11 protein-coding genes and 1 pseudogene are annotated in these 16,002 nt (G+C 35.9%); 10 read left to right on the top strand and 2 right to left on the bottom strand.

Going from position 1 to position 16,002, the window contains the following annotated elements:
• The first annotated feature begins 224 nt into the window (after positions 1–224).
• The 10 genes and pseudogenes from hisG to EZJ43_RS07480 all read left to right on the top strand — a co-directional run bounded on the left by hisG (position 225) and on the right by EZJ43_RS07480 (position 9,383).
• Positions 225–1,076: an ATP phosphoribosyltransferase gene (gene hisG / locus EZJ43_RS07520; RefSeq protein WP_133262092.1), complete on the top strand. Its 852-nt coding sequence runs from the start codon at positions 225–227 to the stop codon at positions 1,074–1,076.
• Positions 1,077–1,097: 21 nt separating this feature from the next.
• The gene (gene hisD, locus EZJ43_RS07515) at positions 1,098–2,381 is read left to right on the top strand and encodes a histidinol dehydrogenase (protein WP_133262091.1); all 1,284 of its coding nucleotides are present in this window, start codon (positions 1,098–1,100) and stop codon (positions 2,379–2,381) included.
• Positions 2,382–2,469: 88 nt separating this feature from the next.
• A complete protein-coding gene (gene hisC / locus EZJ43_RS07510; RefSeq protein WP_133262090.1) occupies positions 2,470–3,516 on the top strand; it encodes a histidinol-phosphate transaminase in 1,047 nt (348 codons plus the stop codon).
• 26 nt (positions 3,517–3,542) lie between these two features.
• On the top strand, positions 3,543–4,796 hold the full coding sequence (gene hisB, locus EZJ43_RS07505) for a bifunctional histidinol-phosphatase/imidazoleglycerol-phosphate dehydratase HisB (protein WP_133262089.1): 1,254 nt from the start codon (positions 3,543–3,545) through the stop codon (positions 4,794–4,796).
• 97 nt (positions 4,797–4,893) lie between these two features.
• Positions 4,894–5,553 (top strand): imidazole glycerol phosphate synthase subunit HisH, encoded by a 660-nt coding sequence (hisH, locus tag EZJ43_RS07500; protein ID WP_243718058.1) that lies wholly within the window; start codon positions 4,894–4,896, stop codon positions 5,551–5,553.
• Between the two features lie 50 nt (positions 5,554–5,603).
• A complete protein-coding gene (hisA, locus tag EZJ43_RS07495) occupies positions 5,604–6,353 on the top strand; it encodes a 1-(5-phosphoribosyl)-5-[(5-phosphoribosylamino)methylideneamino]imidazole-4-carboxamide isomerase (protein WP_133262088.1) in 750 nt (249 codons plus the stop codon).
• Positions 6,354–6,407: 54 nt separating this feature from the next.
• Positions 6,408–6,797 (top strand): annotated as a pseudogene (locus EZJ43_RS17480) (endonuclease domain-containing protein); the annotation flags it as partial.
• 9 nt (positions 6,798–6,806) lie between these two features.
• Entirely contained in the window at positions 6,807–7,610 is an 804-nt protein-coding gene (gene hisF, locus EZJ43_RS07490; protein WP_243718071.1) for an imidazole glycerol phosphate synthase subunit HisF, read from the top strand.
• A gap of 135 nt (positions 7,611–7,745) precedes the next feature.
• On the top strand, positions 7,746–8,333 hold the full coding sequence (gene hisIE, locus EZJ43_RS07485) for a bifunctional phosphoribosyl-AMP cyclohydrolase/phosphoribosyl-ATP diphosphatase HisIE (RefSeq protein ID WP_133262087.1): 588 nt from the start codon (positions 7,746–7,748) through the stop codon (positions 8,331–8,333).
• Between the two features lie 150 nt (positions 8,334–8,483).
• Positions 8,484–9,383, top strand: coding sequence for a WD40 repeat domain-containing protein (locus EZJ43_RS07480; RefSeq protein WP_133262086.1), 900 nt, complete (start codon positions 8,484–8,486; stop codon positions 9,381–9,383).
• A gap of 227 nt (positions 9,384–9,610) precedes the next feature.
• On the opposite strand, the gene EZJ43_RS07475 is transcribed toward EZJ43_RS07480, so the two are convergent.
• Together EZJ43_RS07475 and EZJ43_RS07470 are read right to left on the bottom strand one after the other, a co-directional pair.
• Positions 9,611–9,823: a hypothetical protein gene (locus EZJ43_RS07475; RefSeq protein ID WP_207924587.1), complete on the bottom strand. Its 213-nt coding sequence runs from the start codon at positions 9,821–9,823 to the stop codon at positions 9,611–9,613.
• A gap of 189 nt (positions 9,824–10,012) precedes the next feature.
• Positions 10,013–15,841 carry an alpha-2-macroglobulin family protein gene (locus EZJ43_RS07470; protein WP_133262085.1) on the bottom strand — a complete coding sequence of 1,943 codons (5,829 nt, stop codon included), beginning with the start codon at positions 15,839–15,841 and terminating at the stop codon, positions 10,013–10,015.
• Positions 15,842–16,002: the final 161 nt, after the last annotated feature.

The raw sequence follows: 16,002 nt of genomic DNA, 5'->3' as shown, positions 1-16,002 counted from the left end.
ATTAATGACAAATTAAGTGCCATTATTTTTTGTTTTACGGTTTGTATCTTTATATTTGCCGAGCTGTTCGGCATTAGTATTGATACAAGCATAAAAAAAATGGATTTATTTTTGAACCATCACTTACATTTACACCATCGCCAAAAGGCGATATGATATGTTTGTTTTGTACTCAAAACTTTTTTCCGTAATATTTATTTCTTGTTCATTCTATATTCAATACTTTGAAAACACTTAAAATCGCTATCCAAAAATCGGGTAGGTTAAACGAAAAATCTGTAGAAATACTAAAAAATTGTGGTCTTTCTTTCGAAAACTATAAAAGCTCATTAATTGCTACTGTTGCAAATTTCCCACTAGAAATTCTTTTTCTTCGTGATGATGATATTCCCGAATATGTTCAGGATGGCATTGCCGATTTGGGCATTGTTGGGGAAAACGTAATTGTTGAGGCAAAAGCTGAGGTCAATTATCTACAAAAACTGGGGTTTGGAAAATGCACTTTAAAAATTGCAGTTCAGGCAACCAGTAAAATCCAAAACCTCGAAGAACTTAACGGCAAAGCAATAGCCACTTCTTATCCTGTTATTCTCGAAAAATTTTTAAAAGAAAAAGGTATAGATGCTGCCATCAGAACCATTTCCGGTTCGGTAGAAATTGGTCCGGGCTTGGGTTTAAGTGATGCTATTTTCGATATCGTTTCTACAGGAGCAACATTAAAGAGCAATGGATTAATGCCTTTTGCAGATGTAATGTCATCAGAAGCAGTTTTAATCGGAAACAAATCTATTCTTGACAATCCTGAAGTAGCCGAATTATTGCAGAGAATCCGTTCGGTATTGAGTGCAAAATCGAATAAATATGTGGTGTTAAATGTATCGAAAGATAACCTGCAAAAAGTTGTGGATTTGTTACCGGGCGTTAAAAGTCCGACGGTTGTGCCACTTTTCGAACCGAATTGGGTTGCCGTACACTCTGTTATTGCCGAAGCTGATTTTTGGGATAAGATTAACAGCTTAAAAGCAGCCGGCGCTGAGGGTATTTTAGTAATGCCAATCGAGAAAATAATTACTTAATCATATTTAAAAACTATAACAGTGAAAATCTACAATTATAATGATTTATCTAAATCGAAAATTGAAGAACTGTGTTCGAGGCAAATTGAGGATGATAAATTAGTTGCAGAACGGGTTGCTGAAATTATTAACACAGTGAAAGCACAAGGTGATAAAGCCATTTTTAAATACGCTAAAGACTTTGATAAGGTTGATTTGCATAACTTGTTTTTAGGTGCCGAAGAACTAAAAGCGATTGCTTCTACTATTCCCGCAGATGCCAAAAAAGCAATTGATACGGCTTATAAAAACATTAAAACCTTTCATCAATCTCAACTTAAAACTGAAGATAAAGTAGAAACAATGCCAGGCGTAATTTGCTGGCGAGAACATAGAGCGATAGAAAAAGTTGGCCTTTACATTCCCGGTGGTACAGCGGTTTTACCAAGTACTTTTTTAATGCTTGCCACACCTGCAATTATTGCTGGTTGTAAAGAAATTGTAGTATGCTCGCCACCACAAAGTGATGGCAAAACGAATTGCTACTTGGCATATTGTGCGGTACTTTTAGGTGTGCAAAAGATTTATCTTATTGGTGGTGCGCAAGCTGTGGCAGCTATGGCATTCGGAACGGAAACGGTACCTCAAGTTTACAAAATTTTTGGCCCCGGTAATCGTTATGTAACCACTGCAAAAACAATGGTGCAAAATAAAGTAGCTATCGACATGCCTGCAGGACCATCAGAAGTGCTGGTTATAGCCGATGAAACTGCTGTTCCAGCTTTTGTGGCTTCCGATTTATTGGCCCAAGCCGAACACGGAGTAGATAGTCAGGCAGTTTTGGTTTCAACCTCGCAAAGCGTTATTAACGAAACACTTAAGGAGATTGAAATACAACTAAATGATTTATCCCGTAAGGATATTGCGAAAAAAGCGATTGAAAATTCTTACGCAATTCTAGTTGATAATTTAAATGCGGCCATGGATTTTTCTAACGAATATGCACCCGAACACTTAATCTTGGCGACCGAAAATTTTGAGCAACTCATTCCGCAAATTTACAATGCTGGCTCGGTATTTTTAGGAAATTTAACGCCCGAAAGTGTTGGCGATTATGCCTCAGGCACGAACCATACATTGCCGACAAGTGGATTTGCAAAAGCATATTCAGGCGTATCAACCGATGCTTTTCTTAAAAAAATAACCTTTCAGCATTTATCAGCCACTGGCTTAAAAAACATAGGCGAAACGGTAGAAGTACTTGCCGAAGCAGAAGGTTTACATGCGCATAAGAATGCAATTACGATTAGATTAAAAAAGATGTGAGAAGTTAGATATGAGATTTGAGAAACTAAAACGTATCTCAGTCTCCTATCTCATATCTCATATCTCATATCTCATATCTCAAAAAAAAATGGATATTAACGATTTAGTAAGAGAAAATATAAAAAACCTTAAGCCCTACTCTACCGCTAGAGATGAGTTTAAAGGACAGGCATCAATTTTTTTGGATGCAAATGAAAATAGCTATGGCTCACCATTACCCGTAAATTACAACCGCTATCCAGATCCTTTGCAGTTAGATTTGAAAGATGCGATTAGCAAAATTAAAGGTGTGCCAATTGAGAATACTTTTTTAGGCAACGGAAGCGATGAAGCGATCGATTTGATGTTTCGTGCGTTTTGTAACCCCGGTAAAGACAATGTTATTGTACTGCCTCCTACTTATGGTATGTACGAGGTTTCGGCGAACATAAACGATGTTGAAATTCGTAAAGTTCCGTTGCTTCCAAACTTCCAGTTGGATATGGAAAAAATTGCCGAAACGATTGATAAAAACACTAAATTAATTTTTATTTGTTCGCCAAATAATCCAACCGGGAACTCGATAAACCGAACAGACATAGAAACTATTTTGGCTAATTTTAACGGCATTGTAGTTGTTGATGAAGCATATATAAACTATGCGCAACAAAAAACCTTTATTCAGGAGCTTACAGAATATGCAAACTTGGTGGTTTTACAAACTTTTTCTAAAGCTTGGGGTTTAGCAGCTTTACGTTTGGGTATGGCTTTCTCCTCGCAAAAGGTAATTGATGTATTAAACAAAATTAAACCACCTTACAACATTAATCAGGCTACGCAAGATTTAGCTTTTGAAGCTTTAAAAAATATCGACCAAGTAAACGCGTGGATTAAAGCATCTGTTGCAGAACGCGATCGACTTTCAATAGCATTAAACGACTTAAATATCGTTACAAAAGTTTATCCATCTGATGCCAATTTTATTTTGGTTGAGGTGAATGATCCATCTAAAATTTACACCAATTTGGTTGAAGAAGGGATAATTGTTCGTGATCGTTCTAAAGTAACGTTATGCGAAGGTTGCTTGAGAATAACCGTTGGTACAGAAGAAGAGAATGAGAAATTGTTAAGGGCACTAAACCCCCAAACCCCCTAAAGGGGGCTTAAACCTATAGTTTTAATATGGAGCAGAATAAAAAAGACATAATAGAAAACCTGGAAAAGACCGTTGGAAAGGAAAAGTCCCCTTTAGGGCCAGCCAGCCGGTCAGGCAGGGATTTAGGGTTAACTCCTCCTTCAGGGGGCCGGAGGGTCTTATTCATCGACCGAGATGGCACTTTAAATATTGAACCCGATGATGAACAGGTAGATAGTTTTTCAAAATTAAAATTCTACCCACGCTCGCTATACTACCTTTCAAAAATTGCAAAAGAATTGGATTACGAATTGGTTATGGTTACCAATCAGGATGGTTTAGGTACACCATCAAATCCTGAAGAAAATTTCTGGCCAATCCATAATTTTATGTTGGAAACTTTTGAAGGAGAAGGCGTTCACTTTAGCGAAGTGATAATAGATAGAACATTTGCAAAAGACAATGCCCCAACTCGCAAACCAGGTACGGCTTTGCTTACAAAATATTTCAGTGCAGCTTATGATTTAAAAAACTCTTTCGTAATTGGCGATCGTTTAAACGACATTGTTTTGGCCAAAAATTTAGGCGCTAAGGGCATTTTCTTACGTCAGAATGATGCTTTGGGTGCTAACGAAAATTTAGCTAAACGCGAAGAATTAGCTGATGTTATTACTTTAGAAACCCAAAAATGGGAAGACATTTACACCTTTTTACGCGGTGGCGCACGAACGGTTAAGCACGAACGCAACACTAACGAAACAAAAATTCAAATCGAACTGGATTTGGATGGAACAGGCAAAGCCAACATTAGTACAGGTTTAAATTTTTTCGATCACATGTTGGATCAAATTGCCCGTCATGGTGGTATGGACTTGACTGTAATTACCAAAGGCGATTTGCATATTGATGAACACCATACCATTGAAGATACCGGAATTGCCTTAGGCGAAGCTTTTGCCAAAGCGATTGGAAATAAATTAGGTATTGAGCGTTATGGGTTTTGCCTTCCGATGGATGATTGCTTGGCACAAGTTGCTATAGATTTCGGTGGTAGAAATTGGATTGTTTGGGATGCAGAATTTAAACGCGAAAAAGTGGGCGATATGCCCACAGAAATGTTTTTTCATTTCTTTAAATCTTTCAGCGATGCCTCAAAAAGTAATTTGAACATTAAAGCCGAAGGTGAAAACGAACACCATAAAATTGAAGCAATATTTAAAGCTTTTGCAAAAGCCATTAAAGTTGCCTTAAAACGCGACGCGGAAAAAATGATTTTGCCGAGTACTAAGGGGGTTTTGTAAATCCCCCCAACCCCCTAAAGGGGGAGCTACAGGCAAATTGGCATAGCAATTTCGGAAAAAAAACAAAAATATTAAAAGTGTTAACAACCCAACTATTATGCAAACTGATATGAACGGTAGAAATTCAGCTCCCCCTTTAGGGGGCGGGGGGGGAATTGGAATAATAAACTACGGGGCAGGTAATATTTTTTCTTTAACCGCAGCATTGGAACGTTTAAATCTTGTTTATGGGATGGTAAATACCGAGCGTGATTTAGAAAAATACAGTCACATTATTATTCCGGGTGTTGGCCATGCTGGCGCAGCAATGGAAAAATTGAAAGGCAGTGGATTGATAGATGCTATAAAAAAGCTATCTAAACCTGTTTTGGGTATTTGTGTGGGCATGCAGCTAATTACCGAACATTCTGAGGAAGGTGATGCATCGCTTCTAAATATTGTACCTGTAAAAACAAAAAAATTCGATAAGTTTTTGAATATCAAAATCCCACACATGGGATGGAACTCTGTTCATCATCAAAACAACTTGTTATTTAATAATGTTGAAGATGGGGCACAATTTTACTTTGTTCATTCGTACTTTATTGAATATAACCCTACTTTTGACATTGCTTCTGCCAATTACGGATTAAAATTTTCGGCAGCGGTACAAAAGAATAACTTTTACGGCGTTCAGTTTCATCCAGAGAAATCTGGTAAAGCTGGCGAACAAATATTAAAAAATTTTTCAAACTTGATTGAAGTAGTTAGTATTTAGACATCTAGTTTAATTAAAACTTATAACCTTCAACTTAAAACTTAAAAAAAATGTACATAATACCTGCTATTGATATTTTGGATGGGAAGGTTGTTCGCTTACGTGAAGGCGATTATAACCAAAAAACCGAGTACGATGTTTCTATTGCCGAAATGATAGAAAAATATCGTTCAAACGGTACAGATTTTATCCATATTATTGATTTGAATGGCGCAAAAGGCGATTTTAGCAATCAAAAATCACTTTTCGATATTATCAAAAAAACAGAAATGAAAGTTCAATATGGTGGTGGCATTCGCACAATTGAGCAAGTTACTAATCTACTCGATGCTGGTATTCACCGTGTAATTGTTGGTACTCAAGCCATTACAAATCCCGAATTTTTGGTAGAATTGAGTGAAGCTTTCTCTAAAAAAGACAATTACGCCAATAGAATAGTTATCGCCATTGATGTTTTAGATGAAGTGATTAAATACTCAGGATGGATGGAAAGTTCGCCAATTAAATTGATGGATTACGTTGATAAATGTTTGGCACTTGGGTTTTTCCGTTTCTTATGCACCGATATTAGTAAGGACGGAAAATTAGGTGGTGCAGCAGTAGATTTATACAAAAAACTGTTGGATCACTCCCCAATGATTAAATTGATTGCTTCAGGTGGCGTAAGTTCTATGGATGATATACACGAGTTGGCAAAATATCCAATTCGAAGCGTGGTGGTTGGAAAAGCCATTTACGAGGATAGAATTACCATTGAGGAAATTAAAGCTTGGAATTTAAAAATGTTGACAAGTATATAACCCCCCAGCCCCCTAAAGGGGGAGCAAATAGCAAGGTGGAAATAGCAAACGTAAATGACATACAGCATTAATGATGACGATTTTGACTTTTTAAAAGTCAACGAGCCAAAGATGTTCTATGGTGCATCAAACTTGATATTTAAAAATGCAAAAGCGCTAAGGAATAGAGTTACAGCCACTGAAAGTTTGCTGTGGGAACATATAAGTAATAAGCAATTGGGTGTAAAATTTAGAAGACAGCATCCAATCTCCTTTTACATTGCCGATTTCTTTTGCCATGAGGTTAAATTGATTATTGAACTTGACGGAAGCATCCACAATAAACCAGAAGTTTTAAAAAACGATATAGAAAGACAAAAAAATCTTGAAGCGTTAGGAATAAAGATTATAAGATTTAAAAACGAAGAACTTTACAACAATATAAATACTGTTTTGACCAAAATAAAGGAAGCCATACAGGCTCAGCAATTTGCAGTCCCCCCTTTAGGGGGCAGAGGGGGTTTAAGCAAGAGAATAATCCCCTGCCTTGATGTGAAAGACGGTCGCACGGTAAAAGGTGTAAACTTTGTCGATTTGCGTGACGCGGGCGACCCTGTTGAACTAGCTGCGCAATATGCACAACAAGGTGCCGATGAATTGGTTTTCTTAGACATTACCGCTACCCACGAACGACGAAAAACGATGATTGAAATGGTGAAATCCGTCGCTCGGCAATTGAATATTCCATTTACCATTGGCGGTGGCATAACCGAACTTGCAGATGCAGAAGCTTTATTAAATGCTGGGGCAGATAAAATAAGCATCAATTCGGCCGCTGTTCGTAACCCAAAATTAATTGAAGAATTAGCAAAAGCATTTGGCGTTCAATTTGTTGTTTTAGCTGTCGATACAAAATTTGTAGATGGAAGAAATATGGTTCACTTAAATGGTGGTAGATTAATTACCGAATTAGAAACCGAAAACTGGATTAAACAAGCAGAAGATTTAGGCGCAGGAGAGATATTATTAACTTCTATGGATCACGATGGTACAAAAGCGGGTTTTGATTGTGGGTTATTGAAAAAAGTAAATCAAATGATCAATATCCCGATTATTGCATCGGGTGGAGCAGGTAATATGCAACATTTTACGGATGTTTTCCAACAAGCAAATGTGGATGCTGCCTTAGCAGCCTCGGTATTTCATTACGGAGAGATTTTAATACCAGATTTAAAACAAGAGTTAAAAAGGAATGGGGTTGCGGTTAGAACCCCCTAGCCCCCTGAAGTGGGGAACTTCCCCCTCGGAGTGTAAAACACAGTAAAAAATAACCCGTCATTGCGAGGCACGAAGCAATCTTTCTAGCAAAATAGATTGCTTCGCTCCTCGCAATGACGGAAAGCTATAAAAAAAATGAAAATAGACTTTAACAAAAGCGACGGTTTGGTTCCAGTAGTCATTCAAGATGCACAAACCCTAGAAGTTTTAATGTTGGGCTACATGAATGATGAAGCCTTAACGAAAACACAAAATGAAGGAAAAGTTACGTTTTTCTCTCGTTCTAAAAATCGTTTATGGACTAAAGGCGAAGAAAGTGGCAATTTCCTTTTTGTAAAATCAATCCATATCGATTGCGATAACGATACCATTCTAATAAAAGCCAATCCCGTTGGCCCAACTTGCCACACTGGTAGCAGAAGTTGTTTTAAAACTGAATTCAATCAAAACTTTATTTTCGAATTAGAGAAAATTATAACGGATCGATATGAAAACCCTGTTGAAGGATCGTACATTAATAAAATGCGAGCCAAGGGATTAAACAAAATTGCTCAAAAAGTTGGTGAAGAAGGCGTAGAAACCGTAATTGCAGCATTGGCGGAAACCGAAGAAGAATTTATTGGCGAAGCATCTGATTTATTGTTTCACCTAACTTTCCTGCTAAAGGAAAAAGGATTAAGCTTAAAAGATATTGCTCAGAATTTAGAGAAAAGACATAAGTGAGTTGTTAGTTATAGGTTATAAGTTATAGGTCTAATCGCTTTATAGCTAATAATTTAAAAAAAAATAAAGGAGTTGTAAGTTATACGTATAATCGCTTACCCTACACTTTCCCTTACAACACGCAACTCATAACACGCAACCCAAAACCAAATGCTTAAACACTTACAAACCTTTAGCGGTCATCAAAACCCTATTTACGCCCTTGTAAATTCGGATAAAGCAGGGATATTTTTTAGTGCAGGTAACGATAAAGGCGTTGTAGAATGGTCGCTTAACAAAATGGCTTTTGTAATGGTTAAAATGCCAGTACAGAGTTCGGTCTATTGTTTGCAAAACTACAATAATCAGCTTTTCGTAGGTGAGCGAAGTGGTGCTTTTAGTGTTTACGATTTTATTGAACAAAAAGTAATCGCTAGAATTAGTACACTTACCAAGCCCATTTTTGATATTCAAATCGTAAAAAGCAAAAACGAAATTCTCACCTCAAGCGAAGATGGAACGGTTGCTGTTTGGTCGCTTGAAGATTTCTCGGAAATCTATCGCTTTCAGGCAGCATACGATACGGTTAGAACGATCGCTATTTCACCAGATGAAACCGAAGTGGCATTTGGATGCAAAGATCATTTAATCAGAATTTATAACACTTCTGATTACAGTTTAAAGCAAAAATTAGACAGTCATACACTTCCTGTTACTGCGTTAGCGTATCATCCTACTGGTAAATACTTAATTTCTGGAAGCAGAGATGCGCAGTTAAAAATTTGGGCTCTACCTTCGTATGAATTGCAGGAGACAATTCCTGCACACCTATTTACCATTTACGATATTGCCTTCCACCCTACTTTACCCATTTTTGCAACAAGCAGTAACGATAAAAGCATTAAAATTTGGGATGCCAATAACTATAAACTCTATAAAATTTTGAGTTTAGAAAAAGGCGAATTTGGGCATACGCACTCCATTAATAAAATAATCTGGAGCCAAGATGGAAAATATCTAATTTCTACAGGCGATGATCGAAAAGTGATGGTTTGGGAGTTGGAAGGTTAAGGTTTGTTTTTCCTTAATGCCTCAATATCTCCTAAGTCTTTTTTCCTTCCTGATGCCAGCTTGTTTGCAATAAAATCATCAACATTGATGAAATTAATCATCAATCCTTCCACATCAGCATTAATCTTATTACCGAAAGCTTCTTTAAACTGAACGCCAGATATAGCATTTAAAATATCAATTCTAAGCGGTGGATAACCTAATTGGGTAACATAATATCATTCTGTTCAAACATCAAATTTTCGTTTATTTACCGCTTTAGCTATTTTATCTGGGAATGATCCATGGAGCCAAGTGAAATAACGTCTTCTTAAAGTAGTTACAGCTTTTATTCGCTCAGCTACGGGTTGATTAAGCCAAAAAACAACATCCATTGCATCCTCATCTTCCATCCTTACCCTATTTGCAACCATTGCCATTTTACGCTTTTTAACTTCCATTGTTATTTTATTATACTCAAATATACGCAAATACCTAATTTATTCCTATCCTTTTGCCCTCGAGGATCTAGCTTCAAATCCAGACCAATTGCCTACCCCTAAATCCGCTGAAGGGGACTTTAACATGATAAGCATAACATGAACGCAAGAAAGGCAAGTCCCCTTTAGGGGATTTAGGGGTTTTGCGCCCTAATTTATCCCAACTTTTTTCATTCCTTCTCTACCATAAAATACTGGGAAATACATCATTTCTGCTTTCGCAGGATTTAACACATAACTACCCGAATAACGTGGCATTAAATCGATGTTAAAAGTGTATTTTCCTTGTTTTAATTTTGTGCAGAAAATTGTGGTTTTGTTTTTAAAATATTCTCTATGACTTTCTACACCCCAAAAATTTTGTATTTTATTTTCATAACTGCATCCAGCAGGAATAGGAATCTCAATCATTACATAATCTGCATCGGCACGTACTTCAACTTCTACTTTCAACGTAGTTAATGTACCCGCTTTAAGCTTGCTCACCGCACTGCCATTTTGAATAAACGAAGTATTCACTGTAAAATCTTTACTCACCTTTTCGGGCTTCGGGTTTTGAAACTGCTGAAAAGCAGTAAAATACAAAGGCATTTTGCCTTTCTTATCCAGCTTGATTTCCGAAACAGGTTCTAAAATTTTATCGTAAGGAAAAGTATTAACCGTTTCATTATTCAAACTTAAAGAAGCAGGTCCAGCTTTCTTATCACCAGCAATCATTTCTGGCAATATGGTTTCTAAAATTAAAGACGACTCAAAAGTATTTCTCCATTGTCCATCTTTGCGTTGCTCTAAAAAGTACATCGAAATTTTCTCCAACTCGCTTGCATAACCACCGGCATTTTTCAATATCCGGTAAGCAATTATAGTATTCTGAATGCTATTGTCCCAAAAGCGTGTATTTTGATCGCCCCAATAAATATTGCCAAACATGGTTTGTTTTTTTATTTTAATAAGCGAATCTATATTAATTTTAATCTCAGCCATCTGCTTCAATTCCATCAACTCCAGTTGCTCAAAAAGATTCGGCTTAACATCTAATTTCTTTTTTTCAAAAGCTTCAACCCAGTCTTTAATAAAATATTTATCATCCAATAGATGCAAAAGCTTTATGGTTTGAATTTGCTCATAAGTATTCGGCTGATCTACCAATTTATTCACTAAATAACTGTACAATACCTGTTTATCAAAATTCGTTTTGTAGCCATTTTTTTCAGCATTAAGCATCGCTTCGGCAACATGTAAACTGATCCAAATTTGTTCGTCGCCATTTTGCCACCATGGCCAAGTACCTTGTGGCTTCTTATTTTGTTGTAATTTTTTAATAATGAAAAGAATATCTTTCTCGTGGATAAACGGTTGATCCAAGAACTTTCGAACTTGTTTCTCGAGCAATAAACCTTTTAATTTAGATGCCAATTGTTCGTTACACAAATACTCATAATTGCGCAAGTTGGTCATTTCATCCAACAAAGTTGGAAAAACCGACGACTCCGCTCTTAAAGTGATTTTACCTAAGTTTTTATCGAAGTTATAAGTGATCGAAGTATCTCTCAGCATTGCAGAAAAATAGCCTTTAGTTTCTAACACGCCCTGCGCAAAAACTGGAATTTTACGTATTTCACCATCGAAATAGCCATTATCTTGTTTCAAAGTGTATTCAAATTTCAAACTATCTTTTCCCGATACAACAATGGCGACGGTATCTATATGCGCATTTTTGAATTTAAAAGTCGAATTTCTGAGTTCTGTTCCGTTATAACTAAATTTACGATTTACACTTTCTTCAAACGGTGTATAGCTCATCAATTTACCAATCACATTAATTTCATCGCCATCGGTAGCAAAAAGTGGCGACACAAAATTCGCACTTAACGATTTAAAGGATTTTATAAAAGTTTCAGTATATCCAGCTTGCTTTTTGCCATTCATGGCAATTACACGGGTTGTCCATTTGGTAATGTCATCAGGAAATTTAACTGAAAACTTTGCTGTTCCAGTTTCGTCTGTTATTAATTTTGGTTGCCAAAAACCTTCATCAGAAAAATTTGTGCGCATGGTTTGTTGTTGTGAGATGAACGCACCTTCTGACTTAAGGCCCATATTTACCCGTACATTACCATTCTTTGTTTTGACGATGATTACGCCATCGCCACCCCTTGCACCAAAAACAGCAGTGGCATCTGCCCCTTTTAATACTTCTATTGATAAAATATCCTCAGGTAATAAACTATTTAAATCTCCAACAAATGGATTACCATCAACTAAAATTAAGGGTTTGGTGCCATTTGCATCATACGAACCTCGCCCACTAATTTTTATCTCGGATATTCCCCGTATTTGAACACTTCCTCTAAAACCAGGCGCGCCTGTGTTATTTTCAATATTTAAACCCGCAACTCGGCCTTCTAAATAACTTACGCTAGATGCAGTTAGCATTTTTTTTGCTTGAGTACCATAACCCACTACCACAATTTCTTGTAAAGAATTGCTACTCTCCTCTAAAATTTTATCGCCAATACTACCTTCTATCACTTTAATTACTTTGGTATTGTAACCGATTAAAGAGATGGAAACTTGGCCAGATTGTGGAACATTCAAAATAAAATAACCCTTTGCATCTGTAGAAACCCCTTTACTTAAACCAACAACTTTTACAATTACACCGGGTATCGCATGCTTAGCGCGATCAATAATACGACCTGTCATTTTCCCTTTTAATACCTTACCATCGAAATAGCGATCATTAAACGTTTCCAAAATCGCTACATCTATTGGCCTAACATCGTAATAATCGGTTGTAATTGTTGCCTTTATCAATTCATCAAGTTTTAAACTAAATTGATCCGCAATTTGGACCTTAAAATTTTCCCATTCATAATAATTTAATCCTTTTTCCAAAACATTAACCTGCTCTGCAATAAAAAATCGATTGTCTTTTAATAGAAATAGAATCCGGTATTCGCCTTTTTCTAAATTAAAGCGATTGGAAACCTCTTTGCCCGGAAAAATCTGAATAAAACTAGGTTCATCAGGCTTGTATATGATTATATTTTTAATGTAAGGAAGTTTTTTGGTAAATGCGGTATCGATTTTAAATGCTAAACGCCCGCCTTCATTGTATTTAGTAAAAATGTTTTTAAAAAGTTGTGTGCTGTAACTTCTAAGGTTTAGGTAATCTGCCCATATACTATCAATTTCGCCTTTCTTAAGCAAAGATTGAGTAAAATCGGTACTGGAAGTATTGGAGCCTACGCCTAAATTCGTGTTAAAGGCATAGTTGCCCAAAAACGACTTTTGTTTAATTAAGCCTGGTGTAAAGGTGTAAGTATAACCACTCTCTTTAATAAAATTTTGACTAACGCCTCCACTTTTAAAATTCAAAAAATTTTCTTTTATCGGTCCGATGACCAACTCATTATTAGCGAAAGTATTTGGAGGTGGATTAAGTAGAAGTTTATCTTCGCCAGCGTCAATTGTTGTTTTTTCTCCATTAAAATTATTCACCACTTTGAGCATATACTTATTTAAAAGTTGGGCTTCATAAGCATTAAACTGAATTGGTTGCCTGATGACTTTAGCCAGCGTATTTGTACTATCTGCCAAAATACCAACAATTGTTTTTTTACCTTTTATTACCTCAAAGTTTTCAAGTGTAATCATGAAATTTGCAGTGCGCAACCTAAAATTATGTTTACCCGGCTCTACCTTAAAAGCATAATGCTGTAATTGGTCTGCCTGATTAAAAAACACTGGTATTTCATCTATATAAAGAACTTTTACGGGTTCTATATCGCCATTTAATATCGCAAATGGAGCAACTTGAGTAGTGGTGTCGTTCGTGTTTTCTGTGATAGAATAAATATTATTCGGATGGGTGAATTTATAATATTCTATGGTATCTAAGCGTAAAGCTTTGCCCCATTTTAACCAATTTAATCTAACATTATAACCAATACTGCTATCATCAGTTTCAATTTGCAGATTGTTTTTTTTGCGAACACTCAATCCTTTTTGAAACGTAGGAATGAAAGGGATGTAATTATTTTTAAATTTTGAAGTTGATGCGTAGGCGGTTAAATCGGTATTTGCAACAGGCAAATTATTCACATCCGTTACTTTAACCAGCATATTTACCTTTTGACCTGGATATACCACATCAGGCGAGATGAGTTTGACATTTAAAATATTTGGATTATAAACTGCGCTTGCCTCCTCAGTTTTCTCTCGTTCATCCCAAAAATAATTAATTTGAATTTGCGCAGCTTTATTAGCCGTATGTTTTAAGAGCGTATCTAAAACCGTTGTATAACCTTTCGAAATTACCTTATTGCCAGAAAAAATTGTGTACCAGAACGGGATTTTGTTTTCATTATTGACCAAAACACGTAACGAATCTTTCGACTGCAATGCACCAATTGAAAGATTTGGATAAAAATCGCTAATATATATATGTTCTTTTAAACCTCCCGCAGTTTTTACTTTAATATAGGAAGCACGATAATCGGTTTTAAAAGTTTTTGGTAAAGAAACAAACTGCGAATCGAGCAATAAATCGTCTTTTGTAAACCACAAAACACTTGCTTTCTCTTTAGTAGATTTATCATTTACACAATAATCAATTAATAAACTATCCTTCACCAACGACGATTCAATTTCTTTCAAATCGCCTTTAAGGTATTTATAGCTTAAAGATTTTCTATCGCTCCTACTTTCGTTGTTGCTATTTAAAAAATTGATATCTAGGCTGAATCTTAAATCCGCTTTAGGAAAAATGCTATCGGGCAGAATAAGTTTTGTTTCTCCAACGGGATCTAATTTTAGGCTTTTTTTCCAAAGTGTATCAGGTACAAAAATTTTATCTTTATAAAATGCCGATACGTTATCCGTTAAGGCAACAATCTCCACTCTACCGTCGGGTACAGCGAGCTCATTTTCATCAGTTGCTTTTAAATAAAGTGATATTGGCGTACCAATTTGATGAACTTCTCGATCTGTTCTGGTTAAAAAATTAAGCGATTTAAGCTCATAATCTTCATAGTTAAAGCTTTGAGAAACCATATTAAACAGCTTTTTATTATCGGTTAAGGAAACACTATAGCTTCGATCTAATTTTAAATTTAAGCTATCTGCTAAAACGAAACTGTACTCATAACCACCATCTTTATATGGCGAAATCGTAGCCAAAGTTTTCGGTTTACCATCAGTCACCAACCCCACTTTTGCACGAATATTCTTAACTAATTCTCCCTTATTTGTAAGTACATAAGCCTTTAATTTAACGGTATCTAAAGGTTTGTATTTGGGTTTGCTAAACACCATATAGCCTGAATAATACGTTTTCGGCTTTTTATATCGCTTTTTAAACAATTTCTTAATTGGTTGCCAAGTATATTTTATCGGAAAAGCATAAATCAATTTTTTAAAGAACGACCAAGATCTTTCAGGGTTATAATCGCTGTCGTGCAAATCGTAATTAAAGAAATTGCTCAAGCCATCGTATTTAACGGTAATTACCTCTTCTTTTTTAGGGAATGATGATTTGTAAAGTTGGGCTTTCTGATCAAAATTTATTTTTTTACGCTTTGCGATGGTAACATCGGCGTTTTGAATCAGATTACCTTTTAAATCGGCAACAGAAAACTGAAACTCCTTTAAATTATTTACAAACTGAATGTTTGTATTCTGCACGCTTTTGAGTTTGTAATTTATGTCGTTTCTAACCACACTCACAAATAAATAATGGCCAAAATCCAATTGTTTATTATAAAATTTCTCGATTAAAAAACTATCTACAACCGTGTGGAAAAACCTATCCGTAATGTTGAATTTCGGTTTTGAGTAAACTTCAAAAGCTTCTTTATCGGTTAACTTATAGATGTAAGCATATTTACTCGACTGCCTACTCTGTGAGAGTTTATTTTGAGCAAAACCTGGCGCAGTTAAAAATAGAAGTAGGAGGAACGCTAAAGATATTTTCATAGATATTTTTAATGGTATTAAGTGAATTTTACCCCGAAAACACCTCTAGGCTTACCTTAGGAATACATCGGGAACTGTGCATACTAACTATTATCAGTATGTTAAATTATATTTTTTTGTCACAGAAACACAGCTTTATATTGAATCTTTTTTCTTTTCAG

The sequence above is a fragment of the Pedobacter changchengzhani genome, from assembly GCF_004354365.1.
GTDB classification, from domain to species: domain Bacteria; phylum Bacteroidota; class Bacteroidia; order Sphingobacteriales; family Sphingobacteriaceae; genus Pedobacter; species Pedobacter changchengzhani.
Note: the sequence above shows the minus strand (reverse complement) of the source record. Positions and strands in the feature narration are given on the sequence as shown.

Bases quoted from the DNA above. Each gene is read 5' to 3' on its own strand.
- EZJ43_RS07480 (WP_133262086.1), top strand. From the start codon at position 8,484: ATGCTTAAACACTTACAAACCTTTAGCGGTCATCAAAACCCTATTTAC.
- EZJ43_RS07470 (WP_133262085.1), bottom strand. From the start codon at position 15,841: ATGAAAATATCTTTAGCGTTCCTCCTACTTCTATTTTTAACTGCGCCA.
- hisA (WP_133262088.1), top strand. From the start codon at position 5,604: ATGTACATAATACCTGCTATTGATATTTTGGATGGGAAGGTTGTTCGC.
- EZJ43_RS07475 (WP_207924587.1), bottom strand. From the start codon at position 9,823: ATGGAAGTTAAAAAGCGTAAAATGGCAATGGTTGCAAATAGGGTAAGG.
- hisC (WP_133262090.1), top strand. From the start codon at position 2,470: ATGGATATTAACGATTTAGTAAGAGAAAATATAAAAAACCTTAAGCCC.
- hisH (WP_243718058.1), top strand. From the start codon at position 4,894: ATGCAAACTGATATGAACGGTAGAAATTCAGCTCCCCCTTTAGGGGGC.
- hisB (WP_133262089.1), top strand. From the start codon at position 3,543: ATGGAGCAGAATAAAAAAGACATAATAGAAAACCTGGAAAAGACCGTT.
- hisIE (WP_133262087.1), top strand. From the start codon at position 7,746: ATGAAAATAGACTTTAACAAAAGCGACGGTTTGGTTCCAGTAGTCATT.